This window comes from Paenibacillus sp. Marseille-Q9583 (assembly GCF_976954365.1).
Window position 1 is genome coordinate 16,255 of sequence record NZ_CDRJTB010000035.1, and the last position, 18,729, is coordinate 34,983.

The 18,729-nt window shown below is 44.9% G+C and carries 11 protein-coding genes; all 11 read right to left on the minus strand.

Annotation, left to right across the window (positions count from 1 at the left end; genetic code table 11):
• Positions 1–121: 121 nt before the first annotated feature.
• The 11 genes from ACWNM1_RS16880 to ACWNM1_RS16930 all read right to left on the minus strand — a co-directional run bounded on the left by ACWNM1_RS16880 (position 122) and on the right by ACWNM1_RS16930 (position 18,560).
• Positions 122–877: a CAP domain-containing protein gene (locus tag ACWNM1_RS16880; protein WP_449601822.1), complete on the minus strand. Its 756-nt coding sequence runs from the start codon at positions 875–877 to the stop codon at positions 122–124.
• Positions 878–1,134: 257 nt separating this feature from the next.
• Positions 1,135–3,099: a WG repeat-containing protein gene (locus ACWNM1_RS16885; RefSeq protein ID WP_449601823.1), complete on the minus strand. Its 1,965-nt coding sequence runs from the start codon at positions 3,097–3,099 to the stop codon at positions 1,135–1,137.
• Positions 3,100–4,341: 1,242 nt separating this feature from the next.
• A complete protein-coding gene (mglC, locus tag ACWNM1_RS16890) occupies positions 4,342–5,349 on the minus strand; it encodes a galactose/methyl galactoside ABC transporter permease MglC (RefSeq protein ID WP_076284599.1) in 1,008 nt (335 codons plus the stop codon).
• Positions 5,350–5,401: 52 nt separating this feature from the next.
• The gene (locus ACWNM1_RS16895; RefSeq protein WP_449601824.1) at positions 5,402–6,913 is read right to left on the minus strand and encodes a sugar ABC transporter ATP-binding protein; all 1,512 of its coding nucleotides are present in this window, start codon (positions 6,911–6,913) and stop codon (positions 5,402–5,404) included.
• Between the two features lie 145 nt (positions 6,914–7,058).
• The gene (locus ACWNM1_RS16900; protein WP_143759461.1) at positions 7,059–8,135 is read right to left on the minus strand and encodes a galactose ABC transporter substrate-binding protein; all 1,077 of its coding nucleotides are present in this window, start codon (positions 8,133–8,135) and stop codon (positions 7,059–7,061) included.
• A gap of 283 nt (positions 8,136–8,418) precedes the next feature.
• The gene (locus ACWNM1_RS16905; RefSeq protein WP_449601825.1) at positions 8,419–9,441 is read right to left on the minus strand and encodes a substrate-binding domain-containing protein; all 1,023 of its coding nucleotides are present in this window, start codon (positions 9,439–9,441) and stop codon (positions 8,419–8,421) included.
• On the minus strand, positions 9,438–11,267 hold the full coding sequence (locus ACWNM1_RS16910; protein ID WP_449601827.1) for a sensor histidine kinase: 1,830 nt from the start codon (positions 11,265–11,267) through the stop codon (positions 9,438–9,440). The genes ACWNM1_RS16905 and ACWNM1_RS16910 overlap by 4 nt, the downstream gene beginning before the upstream one ends.
• A gap of 2 nt (positions 11,268–11,269) precedes the next feature.
• Positions 11,270–12,922: a response regulator gene (locus tag ACWNM1_RS16915; RefSeq protein ID WP_339266128.1), complete on the minus strand. Its 1,653-nt coding sequence runs from the start codon at positions 12,920–12,922 to the stop codon at positions 11,270–11,272.
• 157 nt (positions 12,923–13,079) lie between these two features.
• Positions 13,080–13,544 carry a GNAT family N-acetyltransferase gene (locus ACWNM1_RS16920; protein ID WP_234532026.1) on the minus strand — a complete coding sequence of 155 codons (465 nt, stop codon included), beginning with the start codon at positions 13,542–13,544 and terminating at the stop codon, positions 13,080–13,082.
• A complete protein-coding gene (purT, locus tag ACWNM1_RS16925; RefSeq protein ID WP_449601844.1) occupies positions 13,534–14,724 on the minus strand; it encodes a formate-dependent phosphoribosylglycinamide formyltransferase in 1,191 nt (396 codons plus the stop codon). Before purT ends, ACWNM1_RS16920 begins: the two co-directional genes overlap by 11 nt.
• A gap of 149 nt (positions 14,725–14,873) precedes the next feature.
• Positions 14,874–18,560, minus strand: coding sequence for a dynamin family protein (locus ACWNM1_RS16930; RefSeq protein ID WP_449601828.1), 3,687 nt, complete (start codon positions 18,558–18,560; stop codon positions 14,874–14,876).
• Positions 18,561–18,729 lie beyond the last annotated feature (169 nt).

Genomic DNA, 18,729 nt, shown 5'->3' on the forward strand with positions numbered 1-18,729 from the left:
ATTTAACCCGAATCTGAATACGAAAATTCTCAAAAAAATTTAGCGATTAAAGTTTGGGTACAAAAAAAACGTTCCCCGATTTTCATCGGAGAACGTTTGATTCCAGCAACGTTTTTTTCAATTATTTACCAATAAATTCTTGAACCCAGTAGTTATTGTCATACCCTACACCGATATAATTGAAATTAGCATTCAAAATATTAGCTTTGTGACCAGGACTATTCATCCATGCTTTCATTACTTCTTCTGGTGTTTTTTGACCCATAGCGATGTTCTCGCCTGCAGCGTTATAAGTGATACCAAAGGATTTCATCATATCGAATGGTGAACCATACGTAGGTGAAGTATGTGAAAAATAGTTATTAGTACGCATATCCGTAGCTTTTGTAGCTGCTACTTTATGAAGGCTGTCTAGTCCAGCAACAGGCTTCAAACCAGCTGCTGCACGCTCTTTATTTACCAGCGTTACGATCTGTTGAACATAAGTTCCTTTATTGCTTGCAGCACCTGTAGTAGGTGTAGTTTCTGTAGGTTTTGTTACAGGTTTAGTTACAGTAGTCGTATCCGAAGGCTTAGTTACAGGCTTAGTTACAGTCGTTGTATCCGAAGGCTTAGTAACCGGAGTTCCGGTAGATGTATCTTTATTTGGAACCGTTCCTGTTTGAGGCTTGGACACCACGATTGTGCTATTAAAAATAGGGAATCCCTGGAGGTTAGCTTGTTTTAAATATTGTAAAACTTGCTCATAGCTAGTACCTGATTTAATTACTGTTACTTCAGTTGAGGCCGCATTCGCTTCGAGTGGAAGAGAAATACTAAGTGCCATAACAGCTGCTACACTACCACCAATAATTGCTCTTAATCTCTTGTTCTTCATTCTGCCATCTCCTCTTTCTTGTGTGTAATATATGTTCCTGCTTAGAGTGACCAGCTACAAATGTTACAAAGTTGTAATTTGTTCCTCAGTCATTGTAGCATAAATCTATCAGCTGTGCTCTTCTAATTTTTAACATTTACTAGTCTTGATTGTAAGTTTTCTGAGTAAGAATGCATTCGATATTGGCGTTAAAAAGCAAAAAAAGTCGCCATTCTCGAGAGAATAGCAACTTCTGTATGCTAATAGATAATAAGTAACTAGTGAAACGACTGCCAAAATTCTCCCTCAGTGGAGATAAGTCCCATAATTTCTGCATAAGGAATACGGAAAGTAGGAAAACCCGCAGAATATGGAGCAATCTCATAAGGTGCGAAATAAAGATATAACGCTTCATTATCTACAAAGAAAGGCTGATCTGAGGTAATTCCTTTATACGTACCCGGAAAAACATAGGAGTACTCAGGATCGTTTTCAATCTGCTTACCTACGATTTTACTGAGCTTCTCCACATATCTACTTCCTGGCTTAAACAAATCACCTAGCTTATAGAACCTTCCGTTACGTACATTAGTATGTGTATAGATTTTGGTAGGCATGCCGTGGGCTGCTCCAAAAGGATAACGGTAACCCGTTAACTCCAGCACTAGAAGGTTTTTGCGGAAAAAGGACACTGAAAAATCACCATTATAACTGAAATCCTGTGTTGCTCCATTACTACCTGGGTCTTCGACTAGCGAAAGCTTCCGTAATTTATCATTAACCTCTCTAGAAACTTCCGCACTTGCAATTCCCTCAACAACCGGATAGTAAACCAGATAATCCCTGTTCGGTTTGTACTTCTTCTCGACTACGGAATACGGAGGTCTCAGTGGGATGACTCCATTTTGCCTCCAGATCTGCTTCCCTTGACGATCATAATAAGCTGTACGTTGATCTATATCTGCTCTAATTAGGCGTCCACTGAGGGTAAGTGTTCCCGTCCCTTGAATAACTGGAGGCTGAGCTGCTCTTTTTCCAGTTCGATCTATAAAAAAAGTCTCCTTAGCATCATATACAGATGCCAGTCCGTCCTGATAATTATTCACACCAAGCAACGTATGATTGCTCAGAATCGCTCCTGTCTCTGCATCAGCGATAATGTAACGTGAGCCTCGATAAGGTTGACTAGGGAATATTGGTGTTCCTATAGCTGCTCTTCCTTCACCAAGCTGCAGGACTTCATAATATTTCGCGGGGATGATCATTTTTCCTTGTTTATCAATCAGCCCGTAGGCGTTGCCATAGTTCTCAGCGGTATTCACCACTGCACGCCCCTCCGAGAAAGGTAAGGCAGAAGTGAATTGTGGCTGAATAGCTACTGTTCCATCCGTGTTTAAATAGCCGTACTTACCGTTCTCAGTCGCTTGATAGGATAGCAGCCCATCACCCGGACTCCCTACGAATGGATGATTGTACGTATAGAGAATCTTCCCTTCAGGATCGATGAGTGCGTACTCTCCCTCTTTAATCTTGACCAAAGCCACACCATTCATGAAATCATTGGCGTCCACATAAATTGCAGGCAAAACCTCTTTGCCTTGCGCATCTACATACCCATATAGTGATGGACCACCAGTTGTATTTTGTTTCGAAAATAATGCAAGTCCCTCATGCAATGAGTTTAGATAATCATAACGGGCTGGAGTCACCTCTTTACCTTTTTCATCGATAAATGTGTACCCTTTCGCATCTGATACTACTGCGCGTCCTTCCGAAAAAGGGGCAATGAACGAGTAAATGGGCTTCACCCGCTCCCTTCCTGAGCTATCGATCAGTCCGCTACTGTTTTTTCGTTGCACAATGGCTAGCCCGTTCTTCTGAAAATCCTCAGCATATTCGTATCTAGGTTCAATCTGAGCACGACCTTCGTCGTTAATATATCCCCAGAGCATACCCTCTTTAAGATTAAAAGGCGCCGGATGTAGCCCAGTATTCCTTAATTCGTCGTCAACCCACTCCGGTAATACATATGGCGTCTCATAAGGCTTATTAGAGTAGTCTACACGATAAAATCCCGCCTCTGCCGGGATCGTAACGAATAGTTCCTCTTCTGTGCGTATGAAATCTTCTTCTTGCTGCGTAATATATTCGTTCCAGCCAATACCGTCCCATCTCCATACATCCGCTTGCAATGGACCATTGTCATTCCCTTTCCCCAGCTCATTCAATCTAATCCTTAACATCCAGTCGCTCCCCTTTAACAAAGGCATTTGCCTATAGAATATGGGAGAATGTTGGTTTATGTGATTTTGATCTTTGAGGTGTGGGAGGAAGGTGAAAACGCATTAAGCGTGTTAGGTGTGTCGATACTGGTTGCACGGTGAGGTATTGGGCGGGGCAAGACTGGTGACTTGGTAGGTGACGGGGATGTGACCGTGCGGGGATTCGTGTGACTCCTAGGATTTGTCGGATTCGCTTGAAGATGGATCGGGGTGTGGAGTAACGTAGGAGCCGTTGATTAAAAAGGGAGTATGATTGAGGATGACGGTTTGTGCTGGGCGTTTGCTCCGCGAACGAAACGTTGCTCCTATCGCTGTTGTCTCCAAATTTATTGATTTGGACCACACACGCATTAAAGTATAGAGAGAAGAACGAATGCTACCGCCTGCACGCTATCATGCCGTTCTTTCAGCTGCTATTAACGTTTTTCGTCAATTCAGTCTCACCACGAATCCAAGACTGTGATACCTCTTAAAATCCTTCACGTAGCTCCTATCGGTTAATTCTGGGGTATTTATACCCTTTATTCTTCTAAAATCACTCATTTCGGCTATTTCTGGGGTATTTATACCCTTTATTCCTCTATAATGGCTCGTTTTGACTATTTCTGGGGCATTTATACCCTTCTTTCTTCATGCATCCGCTTCAAATAACTCAATTCAGCCGCTTCTACGGGATTTATAACGTTCATTTGCCACATTTCAAACAAAAACGAGTGAAGTGTCTGCATGTAATATATGTTGGACTCAGCTAAGAGCAAAGTCAGGTTTGAGTTGCCGTTCGCAGAATGCGATGGGGTTCGCACGATGTTGTAGTAGCGGTATTGGATATAGTGATGTTGGTTGCGACGATGTTAGTTATAGCAGTGTAGTTACGGCAGTTTTGATTGTTGCAGTTTTATTTGTGACAGTGTAAGTTGTTTGTTTTCACCTGTCATTTTTTCGAAGCGAAGCCATCGAAACAGACATGCCAAAAAGCGTTTGCGATAACTAGCAAACGCTTCTTCTGCCCTACCCCAGCGAGGTGATAATGATAACGGAGGGGGATTTTGGAGCTGTAGAAACGAAGTGGTCGCCTTTGTTCTCAGATTCTAACCGCTAACGCGGTATCAATCTAGGAATCTGAGAACAACAGCGATCGTAAGCCCAATATTCCCCGGAGTTAACCCCTAAGCACTACGCGATCATCAAACGATCACTACATTGCTACTTCTTCGAAGAGTACTTCCGCATATCAAATGCGACTGCGGCTATAATAATCAAACCTTTGATAATCAATTGATAGTACGGGCTGATGCCGATAAAGGTCAGACCGTAGTTAATGAGAGTAAAGATGATAACCCCCACTAGAACACCCGGCACAGTACCGATACCCCCGGTTGTAGATACACCACCAACTACACAAGCTGCAATGGCATCAAGCTCATACATGTTACCGTAGTTATTAGTTGCTCCACCTGTTCTAGCAGCTTCCAGAACACCAGCCAGACCATAAAGAGCACCAGCAATAGCATAGATATAAATCAGGTTCTTGGAAACATCGATACCGGATACTTTAGCTGCCTGCATATTTCCGCCAATCGCATACATGTTCTTACCCAGCTTGGTTTTATTGAATACCACCCACACAATGGCGGCGACCGCCAGGGCTATCAGCACGATATAGGGGATTGAATATTGGCCGCTCCCGATGAAGCCCGAGCCGATCTTGGTGAAATCAGGACGCAGACCGCCGATTGGCTGGGATTGGTTCGGGTCCATATCAAAGTACAAGGAGTTCAGCCCGTACACGATGAGCATTGTACCTAGGGTAGCGATAAATGGCGGAACGTGAAGCTTGGAAACGACAATACCATTTATAAGTCCACAGAGAAGACCAGCAATGATAGCAATTGCTATAGGAAGGATTACTTCCACTTGCGGAAGATCTGGAAAAAAACGACGGGAATAGTCTGGGATTTGCAGCATCGAAGCGGAGATAACTGCCGTAAAACCAACCACCCGTCCAGCGGACAAGTCAGTACCTGCCGTAATAAGGATAAAGGCAACCCCAAGTGCGATGATAACGCGTGTAGACGACTGAATCAGTACGTCACGCAGGGTGTTGATGGACATAAAGTTTGGATCGTATATGATGATCCCCATAATCAGCAGTACCAGCACAATGTAAATTGCGTTTTGAGTCACAAAGGATTGAGCTTTTTTAACGTTCATTAGTAGTGATCCCCCTTAAAATTACGCAAACATATTCTCCTATCCGTACTCCTTAATGCTGTGCAGCGAGACGCATAACTTCCGTTTCCGTAGCTTGCTCGCCTTCTAATATTCCTGTAAGCCGTCCTTCCGACATGACCATTACACGGTCAGACATTCCGAGCAGCTCCGGCATTTCAGAGGAGATCATAATGATACTCTTCCCTTGCTGGGCCAAGTCGGCAATTATGGAGTAAATCTCGAATTTTGCCCCTACGTCGATACCACGGGTCGGCTCGTCCAGAAGCAGGATTTCGGGCTCAGTAAGCAGCCACCTAGCAAGCAAGACCTTTTGCTGATTACCACCAGAAAGATTCATGATTAGCGTTTTGGTTGTAGGTGTTTTAGTTCGTAATTTTTCAATCATTTTATCTACTTCAACTTTTTTCTTCTTGCTATTCAGCAGGAGGTACGGTTTTTGATAACGATGTAGATTAGCAATCGCACCATTCTCATGAACAGACAAGACTGGAAATATGCCTGTTACACGACGCTCTTCGGTAAGCAAAGCCATTCCATGTTTCTTAGCATCTTTCGGAGAATTAATAGTAACGTCCTTGCCTTTAATAGAGATCGTTCCGGATTTCAAGGCTCGCAGACCGAACAACGCCTCTATTACCTCAGTTCTCTGGGCACCTACCAGACCCCCAATACCAAGGACCTCTCCACGTCTTAATTCGAAAGACACATCTTTAAAAGATCTTTCCTCCGGAGAGGTTAAGCCTTCCACTTTCATGTATACTTCACCAGGTACGTTGAAGCGTTCAGGGAAACGGCTGGTCAATTCGCGGCCCACCATTTTGGAAATGATAAGATCTGTAGTTAGTTCCGCCGCTGGCCAAGTTCCGATTTTTTTACCGTCACGCATAATGGTCACTTCGTCAGAGATTGCAAGAATCTCTTCCATTTTGTGAGATATATAGATAATAGCTACGCCTCTACTTCTGAGATCCCGTATGATCCGGAATAAATGTTCCACCTCCACACTGGTTAGGGAAGAAGTGGGTTCATCCATTACAATAACTCGGGAGTGAAAAGAGACAGCCTTCGCAATTTCAATGGATTGGATTTTGGATACGGAAAGCTTACCCACTAATGTTTCGGGATTTAGATCGATATCCAGATCTTTAAACAAATTTTCCGTGTCAGTGAACATTTTCTTATGGTCAATAAACTGAATCGGTCCGATTCCCTTCGTTGGAAAACGTCCTAGCCAGATATTCTCCATAACACTTCGGAACGGCACGGGATGCAGCTCCTGGTGAATCATCGAAATACCACTTTTTAAAGCATCATTTGAACTGCTGATGGAAGCCTTCTCGCCATCCAAAAAGATCTCACCGGCATCCGGTGAATAAATACCAAAAAGACATTTCATAAGTGTGGACTTACCTGCACCATTCTCGCCCATAAGGGCATGCACCGAACCCGGTCTCACCTTTAAACTAACATCATCCAGCGCTTTGACGCCGGGGAATTCTTTAGTAATGTTGTTCATTTCCAGCAAAAACTCAGCTTTTTCCATGTTGTTACGCCCCCTACGCTTTTTTTCTTTTTTATGAGAGGCACAGCGGTTCCATCCTGTTCCCTGCCTAAAAGAAATACCGAGGAGCGGTTATCCGCTCCCCGTGCTGTCATATGATCATGAGTAACTCTGTAGCCGAGGTTAATTACTTAGCGTCAGCTATGTTGTCTTTCGTAATCTTTTTGTAGGAAATCCATACGTATTGGTTATCAGTGATATCAAAACCTACATTATCTTTCGTAGGCGTTTCGCCTTTAGCAAGCAGAGCGGCAACTGTGATAGCAGCCTTACCTTGGTTATTCGCATCATTTAGCACCGTTCCAAGCATTGTTCCATCTTCCAGCGCTTGAATCGCAGGAGCAGTTGCATCCACACCTACTACCGGCATGAATTTGTCACCCGTAAAGTAGCCTGAAGCTTTCAGAGCTTCAATTGCACCGAGGGCCATATCATCGTTGTTAGCAAGAACAGCTTCAATTTTGTCGCCGTGGGAGCCAAGGAATGCAGCCATTTTTTCTTGTCCTTTAACGCGATCCCACATTGCTGTATCTTCAGCCAGCTTCTCTACCTTGATTCCGGCATCTTCGATAGCTTGAATAGAGTAAGTAGTACGAAGCTCAGCATCTTGGTGACCTGGTTCACCTTTCAGCATTACATATTGGAGTACACCGTCGCCGTTCTTATCCGCTTCAGGATGTGCTTTCCAGTAGTCAACAATCAGTTGGCCGGACATTGTACCGGACTCTTCTGCTTTCGCACCTACATAATAAACTTTATCCCATTTCTTCATATCTTCAGGAAGCGGTTCGCGGTTAAGGAATACCACTGGAATGTTTGCTGTTTTTGCTTTTTCGATAATGACGCCAGCAGCTGTACGGTCAACTGGGTTAATCAGCATCCCGTTATATTTTTTAGTGATGAATAAGTCAACCTTGTCATTTTGTGTTGGTTGTGAATTTTGGCTATCTACGATATCTACTGTAGCGATGCCTTTAGCAGCACTATCGATAGCGTTACGAACACCTGTCATAAAAGTATCGTCAAATTTGTAAATGGCGACCCCAACTTTAGGTGTTTCTGTTGTAGTGCCCGAGTTCTCAGTCTTTGGAGCGTTAGTTGCCTTGTCTGTAGCACTATCTGTAGTTTTGTTGTTGCCACCACAGCCTGTCAGAGCAGCACCCAGCAAAGCACTAGCTAATAGAACGGAAGTGATTTTTTTCATTATTCATTGACCTCCTATTTATACTTCTTTTTTTGTTTGCCCCTGATCGTCTCGGGTACATCCATATTATGACTCACCTGAAAACGCTTGCGAATATAAAATCCTACTCATTACTATAAAAATTCTAATGAACCCAAGAAGAAATATAAGGATGATTTTCATTAAAAATTTATAATTCCTTATATTCTAAAATAAAAAACGAATACCGCCCCATTCAAGGATGGTATCCGTTTCACGAAACGTATACGCATAAACGCCTTCGGTGCCTATTTTAAATCAGCTTCTATCTAACAAACGGAAATAACAGCTTTTGATTCTCTGGCCACAGCATATTGTCCAAATCAATTAGCTTTGTTCCTGTATCGACGCGTTCTGGTACATCGATTCCTTCGATCACTTCAACGGCATGTTTTACAGCCAAATATCCGTTGCTAAAAGGATTTTGGATCACTGTTGCTTGAACAGTACCGTCCTGCAGCAATTCCATCATGGAAGGAGAGCTATCAAAAGCAACCATTTTAATATTTTGCAGCCCCCGACTTTGGATAGCCATTGCTGCACCTTGTGAAGCAGTCTCATTCAGGCTCGCGATTCCCCGAAGATTCGGATGCTTCAGCAGCATCAGTTGTGTAAGATCTTCTGCATCCTTAATACTGGAGGTCGTGTATGAAATCTCAACCACTTGTATATTCGGATAACGTGCAGTGTAATTTAAAAACCCCTTTTCCCGCTCCTCCGCGTCTCTTGCACCATACTCAATGCCGTTAGAAGAATCCAGCTTCTCACTCTGCGTTGAATTGGTGAAGTTAATAATACCAACCTCTCCGTATCCTTTTAACAGCTTGATCAATCGTTCAGCAGATTTTTGACCCGCTTCATAGCCGTTCGAGCCAATATATGTCCTTACTCTTGCTGAACCCACTTCCGCATCTACGGATATGACAGGAATTTTGGAATAAGCCGCCTGATCTACAACCTGAGCAAGCCCCATGTAACTACTTGCAGCTAAAATAATCACGTCTGCTTTTTCTTTTATGGAGTCCTGCACCATTTTCACCTGTTCTGTGATGTCACTCTCGGAGTCCGGAGCTTTGAAGGTTAGTTTGACGTTGAATTCCTGCGCTGCAGCTTCTGCTCCCAATTTAACCGTATTCCAGTAATCGCCCCTGTTCATTTTCACAATAAGATGAATATTACGGGTCTTATTTGTATTGATGTAATTGGGCGCTGAATTAAAACAAGAGGTAACTGTAGTCCATAACACCGCACACATTAACAAGGTTAGCCAAAAACGAAAGGTTTTCATGACGATGTCTCATCCTCCTTAAGCCCTTCATTGCCTTCGCCTTTTGCTAGTGCCGGGAAGATAAGGGTAACCGTAGTGCCTTCTTCAATTTCACTTTCAAAAGAAAGTCCATATTCACGGCCATAGTACAACTCAATACGCTCGTTCACATTTCTTACGCCTACCCCCGAACCACTCATACTCTTACTGCCGCCTGTCAAAATAACCTTCATAGTCTCCTTGGACATTCCTAATCCATTATCACTAATCCTTATAATGACAAGATTGTCCTTCAGTTCTGCTTGGATAGAGATAAAGCCTTCATCAGGCATCATTTCTATTCCGTGATACAAGGCATTCTCTACAATCGGCTGCAAAATCAGCTTAATCGTCTGACACTGCAATACTTCATCTTGTGCAATGATCTCGTAGCGGAATTTATTTTTAAAACGAAAGCTCTGAATGACGAGATAATGACGAATATGATCAAGCTCTTCCTGCACGGTAATCATATTATTCCCTTTGCTTAGACTAATTCGGAAAAACTTAGATAAAGATTGAATCATTGTAACGACCTCCTCCGTCTTACCACGCTCAGCAAGCCGGATCACAGAGTTCAAAGTATTGTACAAAAAGTGTGGATTAATCTGGGATTGCAGAACTTCAAGCTCACCCTTACGTTTCGTCTCTTGTTCATAAATAATTTGATCCATCAATTGACGAATACGCTGTAGCATGAGGTTAAAGCGTTTAGACAACTGTTCTACCTCATAGGCGCCACTCACATCGATTCGAGTATTAAGATCCCCTTCTCCTACCTGCTGAAGTGTCCGTTCCAGCTTACGGATCGGGCGGGCAATTCGCGCAGACAAAAAGACAGATACGATAATTACACATAAAATAACTACCGCTAAGAACCAGGATAAAAAGGTGTTCAGATCACGCTTAGTGGTCACGATCTCGTCATAATAAGCAACACCTACTATTTTCCACCCGGTCTGTTCTAACGTACGTACTGTTATAAATCGTTTTTCACCTGTAGACTCATCCAAATAGCTACGATAAGCATATTCCAGTACCGGCTCCACATTTTCATACTTTAAGCCAGCATAAATAAGCTGCTGCTGCGGATGATACACAATGTTGCCTAATTGATCGAGGATGTAAGCGTATCCTCTTTTACCAAGCTTAACCTGCTTGCTCAGCTCATCTATGGTGCGAAAATTAAAATCCATCAGGAGGATACCCGTTTTTAGTTCACCCTTCTCCTGATATTGAATGAGTTTACTGATGGACACGACCCATATATATTGACCTTTAAACAAGTTCTGAATATGGGGCGCTGAGTAAGAGATCTCAGATGTTTTTTTTGCCGTAGTAAACCAACTCTGGGTTTCTAACTGTGTGTTGCTGCGAAGTTTCTGTCCTGCTGTACCCACGACGTATTTCCCCTGTGGTGTAAAAACTGCTGCAGAAACCAGATCCTCTCTACTTCCCATTAACATAGCCATTCTTTCCATCAGTAAAGCGGAGTCCACGGAGGGGCTATTCGTAATTTGATCTTCTGCGGTTTCAAAAATATTTCGCATTCCTTTAACATAAAGTCCCAAATTGTAATTCACTTGCTCAATAATCTGCTGCATATTCATATTGGCATTCTCTTCTGCTGTCTTCGCGAACTTGTTATACAGCATAAGGCTGACAACGACGGCTACAAGAACGGCAACGGATGTAAAAGTGAGCGTAATCGTTACTTGAATACTACGCAGCTTAGAGGACAACCGACGTTTCCCCCCTGTTGGATGCTGCGGCCGCAGTCGAAAAAAATAGGGCTTTTCTTGCCGCATAACTACCCTCCTCTGGAGCTATTTTTATACTCTTTGGGAGACTGACCATATTTTTTACGGAAGCAAAAGCTGAAATAGTTAGGATCAGCAAAGCCAATTTTCTCGGCAATTTCAAAAGCCTTCAGTTCCGTGGAGCGTAAAAGTTCCTTTGCTGCCTCTAATCGGATTTGCAAGAGATAACTAACGAAAGTCATCTTCATTTCCTTCTTAAAAATACTGCTAAAATAGCCCGTACTGATATGTAAATGCTGACAGACCTTTCCGATAGAAATATCCGATTCCTCATAATGGCTACGGATGTAATCTTTAGCTTCATCAATGAGCAGCTTATAGCTAGATTGGCGTTCTAAGGCAATAGAGTCCATTAGTCGGCTGCAGATCGTAATAATCCATTGCTTGGCTTCACTCATGCTATTGAATTTATTCATCTCAGTTAATGAGGAAATGCCAGATCCAACGAACTTAGCAGCATCACTACCGGACTCTTTGGCTACACGCAGGATGGATGTAATAATCTCCAGCAAAAAAATCTGATAATCCTGAGTAGATACCTGCTCAGCATTCAATCCGCCAAATAACTCCTCCACGACCTCCTTAAGCTCCTGTACGGTTCCCATCTTAATCGTTCGGATTAAGGACTGCTGGGTCAATTCATCATAGGCCAAGAGTGTATTCGAACGTGACTCCACATCCTCGATCCAAATGACTCTGTTATTGCCAAGAATGAGACGATAATCTAACGCTTGCATGGCATCTCCAAAGGAGTTAAATAGCATAGCAGGAGAGTGACAAACCGTTCCAGAACCAGCGGTTACTGTTAGCTTAAGAAACCGCTGCACATTGTGGCGGATTTCTTCTAGAATTTCAAATGTTTTCCCCGTAATTTCAGTTTCTTCTCCTGCATCACAAATGGAAAGAAGCACTACCTCGTCACGATGGATAAACACCCTGCCAAAATTATGCTTATTACATAATTCTTCTGCAATATTCAGCACAGCGAAGAGCTGTAAATTTCTCTCTCCCGTATCTCGCAAAGAAATTTGCTTACCTGCGGTAAGGCTAACTGTTTCCCGTTCTGGACGAATATAATCCACACTAATTACCGAGGCTTGGAACCATTTCCCATGTAGATCTATTCCGTATTCCGAACTTTTCTCGTCTATTTCATTCATTCGTAACTTGCGTGAAACGAGTGAAGATAAAAACTGCTCACGCAGCACAGGCAGACTTTTCCGATAATGCTCACTGAGTACAAAAACATTCTCCTTCTCTGCAATTTCAGCCTCTATAGTGGCTCTGACCTTTAGCAGAACATCAATCAACTCCTGTGAAGAAAACGGTTTCAAAATATACTCATCGATTTGCAGTTTAATCGCCTTCTGTGCATATTCAAATTCATCATACCCTGTCAGAATAATGATCTTGGTATTAGGATGCCGCTCGCGAATCCATTCCGCCAGCTGCAGCCCGTTCATGAAAGGCATTTGAATATCAGTCACAACTACATCCGGGAGCAAACGATCTATCGCATCCGCTGCCTCTCGTCCATTCTCCGCCTGTTCTACAATTTCGAAGCCATAGTGCTCCCAATCAATCTGACTAATGACCCCTTCCCTTACATCTTCTTCATCTTCAGCAAGAATTAACTTGTACATTTCTCATCCCTCTTTGGACACGATATATTTAACTGTCATAAAATTCATTCTATATGATTCAAACTATTCCATCTATGGTTAAGTTATTTAAATAGATTTTGAGCAAAAAAAACCATCCCGCCGTAGCTGGGATGGGGATGATCGGAACCTATAAGTATTATAACAACGCTTTGTTAAAGCGATAGCCTGCTGTCTTTTCGAAACCTAGATGACGATAAAAAGAATGTGCCGGTGCGCGCTCTACGCGGTTACCACTTCTCAAGAAGAGCTGACAGCAACCTTGCTCACGTGCCCATTCTTCTGCTGCGGCCACAAGTCTTTTACCGAGTCCGTTTCCTCTGAGTTCTTCTGATACGATAAGTGCAGTAATCTCAGTGATACAATCTGTCTGTTTGTAATACGAGATAACTTGTCTAAGACCGACCATTCCCACAACTTCATTGTTTAGTTCTGCAACAAGCGTGCACTCAAGATGGTTATTCTCCATGCTTTCAAGTCTCTCTTTCATCACGCTAAGCGTTGTTGGATAGCCGAATTCACGCAGAAGCGCTGTCACTCTCTCCAGATCATTCAAGCCGCATTTGCGAATTTCCAGTACAGGTGCCATGGTACTACTGTTCATCCTCATTTACCTCCACTTTTAGCATAGACGCTGCCTGCTTGGCTACCGTCCGCGCGATTTCCACATTTTCTGCCGCACTTAACGCTACAGCCATCCGCCGCCCTGGACGGACTTCTGGTTTACCAAACACCCGAACCTGAGTCCTAGGTAGTTCCAAAGCTTCACCAATTCCGGTCACAACAAAAGCTCGTCCTTCTCCTTCAGCCTTCAGCGTAGCTGAAGCACCTGGTGTCAGTAATTGTACTGACTGGACTGGAAAACCAAGAATAGCTCTGACATGCACTGCAAATTGAGATAAATCCTGCGTTGCCATCGTTACCATCCCCGTATCATGAGGTCTAGGGGACACTTCACTAAACAATACGCCTCGATCCGTCAAGAAAAGCTCCACTCCAAAAATACCAAAACCTCCGAGCTGATCGGTAACTGCCTTGGCAATAGACTGAGCTTCATCCAGAAGTTCCGCCTTCATAAAGTGAGGCTGCCATGATTCGACATAATCCCCGTCCTTCTGAATATGCCCAATAGGTGGACAAAATATCGTGCCAGACACGGACCGCACCGTTAAAAGTGTAATCTCGCTTTCAAAGGTAACGAATGCCTCTACGATAACACGGGTCCCTTTAGCTCTCGCTCCATCCAAAGCAGTGTTCCAGCATTCTTCCGCATCCTCCGGTCTTTTGCAAACACTCTGACCTTTGCCGGAAGAACTCATAATCGGCTTGATGACACAAGGAGTGCCTAGTTCTGCAACGGCTTGATGCAGTTCTTCCAGACTATCTGCAAAACGATAATCCGCTGTTGGCAATTCAAGTTCTTCAGCAGCAAGTCGGCGAATGCCTTCTCTGTCCATGGTCAGACGAGCCGCTCGTGCGGTCGGAACAACGAAGAAACCTTCCTCTTCAAGCTCTTGAAGAGCATGAGTAGCGATTGCTTCAATCTCCGGAACAATAACATCCGGTTTTTCTGAGCGAATAAGCGTTTTAAGCGCCTCTGCATCCAGCATATCAATAACATGTGAACGATGAGCTACACCCATCGCTGGTGCATCGCTATAACGGTCTACAGCTACGGTCTCTACGCCAAGACGTTGAGCTTCGATTATGACTTCCTTACCCAGTTCCCCACTGCCCAGTAGCAGCAGCTTGCGGCTTTGAGCTGAAAAAGGAGCTCCCCACATTGTCGATTTCAACCTCTTTCGGCAAATTGACTATCTCGTTTCCATAAATTTCTGAAAACAAAACAGTTTCATTGTATATTTTCAGGCTTCTTTATTTTCATCCATCATACGCCAGATTGCAAGTGTTCTTCGACAATTTCCTACAAATTTCAAAGATTTTTGTCTAATCTATCAACGAAAGATTGTTCCAAGAGAGATAATTGGTGACCTAATTGACCCCAATGATCTGCGGATTCACCCCCTTTAAGGAGATCTAACATCGCTTTCTCTTGCTCCGCTAACCCTTCTTGTAGGCGTTCTGCAGCAACCTTTAATTCTCTGGCTATGCAATCGACATAATGCGCAAGCAATTTTTTCTTCTGCTGTGCCGCCGCAACATTAACAGCTTCTTTCACAAGAGGCTCAGCCGCACCTTTGACTTGCTCCCGGCCAGCGCCTTCAAAGAAATAGCGAGGGGATTTGAAATATCCCCATAAGGTTGGCCATTCCACGGACTGAAGCTGGCATTCCAGCTCACTAGGAGAAGGCCATGCTGCTTCTTCATTCTCCATCAGATGAAACTCTTGAGTAGAGAAAAACAGCTCAGTAGCAGCCGCTTCAGCCGCTTCATGAACAAGTCTACGCCCGGTACTTTCTAGTCGCAGCGTTGTCGCCCATAGCTCTTGCTCCAATTCACGCTTAGTGGTACGCATCAGCTCTGCACCACACGCAGCGAAGATAGCTTTTAAATTTCCTGCGTCCTCACGTAATAATGAGGGGTGGAAAGATTCCTGAAAATTTCTGGTGAAGGAGAAGCTAATCCGTTGACAAACATGATAGATCAGTTCCTCACCTTCATGAACAAGATCTCTGCTAGGACGTTCTTCAGTCTCCAATAGGGAAAGTCTCTTCATAGCTAGCTGACGACGTTCTTGCATTTCTCTTAATCCTGCTTCACGCTCGTTTGCTGCCATGGAAGCGAGATTCTGCCACTCTTCCGCCCTGCGGCGAACAGATGCGATGCTCTCTGCAGCTGCGTTAAGTGAAAGCTGAGGAAGTTCATCTCCCGCAAAGCTTGATAAGGCTTGCTCAAAATGATGAAAACGGGAAGCCTCATAGCGTGCATAATCATGCTGGGTTTTGCCTTCCAGAGCAAGCAAGCTAGAGAGTGCATAAATTCTCGGCGAGCGTAAGCCGCCTGCACGTAAATTTTGAGCAACATGCTCTCGTACCTCTTCCAATTCATCTTCACCTGAAGCAAGATCAGAAGCGTTGATAATAAAGAACATTTTATCAAGTGCAAAGCTATCTTTAATTCGGCCTAGCTGCGCAAGCAGACCTCGATCTGCTTTTGAAAAGGCGTGGTTGTAATAGGTAACAAAACAAATCGCGTCTGCTTTTTTCATGTAATTAAAGGTTACGCCGGTATGACGAGCATGCAATGAGTCGGCTCCTGGTGTATCCACGAGTACAATTCCGCTTTCGGTCAATGGACAGGCATAATACAAATCAATCCCTTGCACAAAACAGGCTCGGGTCTCCTCCGCTACAAGGCCTCGGTATTCTTCTAAATCAACCGTTCGCACCGTTCCCAGCAAGGGCTCAGCTTCTGCCCAGCCAGCCGCTGCTGCCCTTAGAAATCCAGCATGCGGCAACGCAGAGGGATGAACTCCCCTTGCAGGCAAGCTTGCTAGAACTGTTGTCCATGAGTTTTGCTGTGGTTCGCCTAGCTGCAGCACACTGAAGGAATGGCAGATGTCATCCCAGAAATCTGCCATGGTCTTCATTGTGACAACCGCGCTGGCATGGCGGAAGTCACCTTCCGGCGCCAATATGCGGTTGACCGCAGCCGTGGCGGGATGTGGAGACACGGGCAGCACTTCTTCGCCGAGCAAAGCGTTGGCGAAGGAGGACTTACCCGCGCTGAACGCACCGAACAGCGCGAGGGTAAAGCGGCCGCCGGCGAGATCCTCCGCCCGTGCGGCCAGACTCCGCGCCGCCGATGCCATCGCTGGCTCGCGGCGCAGCAGCTCTGCCGCAGCCGCCAGCGCATCAGCGGCTGCCGATAGCCGCCGGCGGCCGCCCGCCGGCGAAGCCGTTCCCGCCGCCCAATTTGCGGCGGCGGCACTTCCAGCCGCGACGCTTTGCGGCGGCTGGACCTCCTGCGGTGCGGCGCTCTGCGCGGCACCGCGCGGGGTTACCCTCACCTCCGGCAGGATGCCGGGGGTGAGGGGCCGGCGCGGCGGCAGCAGCGCCGCGAGTTCGTGCGCGCGGGCAGCTGCCGCGCGGTCCAGCGCGGCTAGCACGTCAACGGCGCGCGCCTGCCGCGCAAGAGCCTGTTCGCGGCGCTGGAGTACGGCACGCTGCTCATCCATGAGCGGCGGCAGCTTCGCTAACAGCTCATCGCTCACCGCTAACGCGGCACGGCGGAACTGGCTCTTAATATCAGCCGCAAGTGTGCGGCAGAAATTGAGCAGCGCCTCGCCGCTATCCCCCGTTCCCGGCTTAACTGCAGCCGCCAGCCACTCCTGGCTCACCACCGGGAATCCATGCTTCAGAGTCGTCTCCGCTTCCTCCTCCCACAGCCCGAGATTCTCCGCCCAATCACGTACCAGCTGAATCAAATACCATTCAAGCTGAGCGGAAACCTCTCGGGTCAACAGTCCTTGCCAGACTGTCAGTCGTTTACTTTGTTCCTTCTCCCGCCGTGCAGCCGTAGAGAATAACCCTAATCGAAACGTAGGGCTGGCACTTTCCATATAGCTTCCCGACGCCTCTCTTACATCTGCAGGCATTAGATTAGCATTATTAAGTAAGGTGTCTAGGCCAGTTCGCAAACTCGCTCGTGACTGCTGAGGCAACGCCTCAAGTCGTTCCTTCTCTTCTTCGAGTGACTTCAGTTCATTCGTCACTGTCTCAGCATTCGTACCTTCTAGTTCTTCAAGGAGAGCTGCTCTTTCCTCCTGCTGATCTTCACGGAATGCAGTTAGAGAAGAATCCGCTGTATGATGAATGGAACGAGACAAGCTATATTGAAGCAGCTGGTCCTTTTGTTCCAACAGTTCGGTTATAAGGCTGAGTAGATGATCCCAATGATTAAGAGGATGCTCTTTCTTTTTGAGAGAGGTGAATAGAATTCCCGCACAATGAATCCCCCATTGTTCAAAAGCATTTTCAAGTTGACGTTTATATTCCTCAATGGAAATTTCTTGTTCCCTATGCTTGTCGATCTGATTAACGATCAAATACAAAGGTTTACCCCAGTCACTAAGATTTTTAGCAAAGGCCAAATTATTCTCTGACTGTACATGGTTATAATCCATTACATAAAATACGACATCAGCTAAATGCAGCGCAGAGCGGGTGGCCGCCTGATGACCATCATCCGTCGAATCTACACCAGGTGTATCCAATAGTACGCCATCCTTGCCTAGCAATGGTATCTCATTCCACACTTCAATTGCGGAATATTCACCACCATTTCGACAGTATTCTTGTAATCTTTCTGGAGTTGTCTCTATAGGAGCAGAATCATTTTTACTTCCTTCAACTCTAGGATAAATAAGCACTCGTGGAACTCCACTGCGAATAGAGACAATATTCGCACTAGTCGGCACAGGTCCAGAAGGCAGCACTGAACTGCCGCAAAGAAGATTGATCATACTGGATTTTCCTGCCGAAAAATGTCCGCAAAAAGCAAGGGTCAGTTCATTCCCACCCTCTTTATGTTGTAAATCTTCATATATACGTTCAGATCCCTCATCACCCCAGCGTTGCATTAATCCACGCAACTGGAAAAGCAGCGATGCCGTTTCACTTAATGTCTCTTTCTCGATTCTAACCTGTTCCGCTCTCACTGACTCTCCACCTCCACTGTTACCATCTAATCATGCTTTGAATATAACCCATTCAAGAATACGAAATCAGACTCATTTTTAAATGTTTATACAGGTGTAATTTCTGTGATGTCACGCAGAACCTATTTTTATAAATAATAATTACAGTTTATCACCAGTTTGACACAAA

What these genes read in the sequence shown, in the direction of transcription:
- ACWNM1_RS16895 (WP_449601824.1), bottom strand. Translation starts at nt 6,913, where the DNA reads ATGGAAAAAGCTGAGTTTTTGCTGGAAATGAACAACATTACTAAAGAA.
- purT (WP_449601844.1), bottom strand. Translation starts at nt 14,724, where the DNA reads ATGTGGGGAGCTCCTTTTTCAGCTCAAAGCCGCAAGCTGCTGCTACTG.
- ACWNM1_RS16880 (WP_449601822.1), bottom strand. Translation starts at nt 877, where the DNA reads ATGAAGAACAAGAGATTAAGAGCAATTATTGGTGGTAGTGTAGCAGCT.
- ACWNM1_RS16900 (WP_143759461.1), bottom strand. Translation starts at nt 8,135, where the DNA reads ATGAAAAAAATCACTTCCGTTCTATTAGCTAGTGCTTTGCTGGGTGCT.
- mglC (WP_076284599.1), bottom strand. Translation starts at nt 5,349, where the DNA reads ATGAACGTTAAAAAAGCTCAATCCTTTGTGACTCAAAACGCAATTTAC.
- ACWNM1_RS16885 (WP_449601823.1), bottom strand. Translation starts at nt 3,099, where the DNA reads ATGTTAAGGATTAGATTGAATGAGCTGGGGAAAGGGAATGACAATGGT.
- ACWNM1_RS16920 (WP_234532026.1), bottom strand. Translation starts at nt 13,544, where the DNA reads ATGAACAGTAGTACCATGGCACCTGTACTGGAAATTCGCAAATGCGGC.
- ACWNM1_RS16915 (WP_339266128.1), bottom strand. Translation starts at nt 12,922, where the DNA reads ATGTACAAGTTAATTCTTGCTGAAGATGAAGAAGATGTAAGGGAAGGG.
- ACWNM1_RS16910 (WP_449601827.1), bottom strand. Translation starts at nt 11,267, where the DNA reads ATGCGGCAAGAAAAGCCCTATTTTTTTCGACTGCGGCCGCAGCATCCA.
- ACWNM1_RS16905 (WP_449601825.1), bottom strand. Translation starts at nt 9,441, where the DNA reads ATGAAAACCTTTCGTTTTTGGCTAACCTTGTTAATGTGTGCGGTGTTA.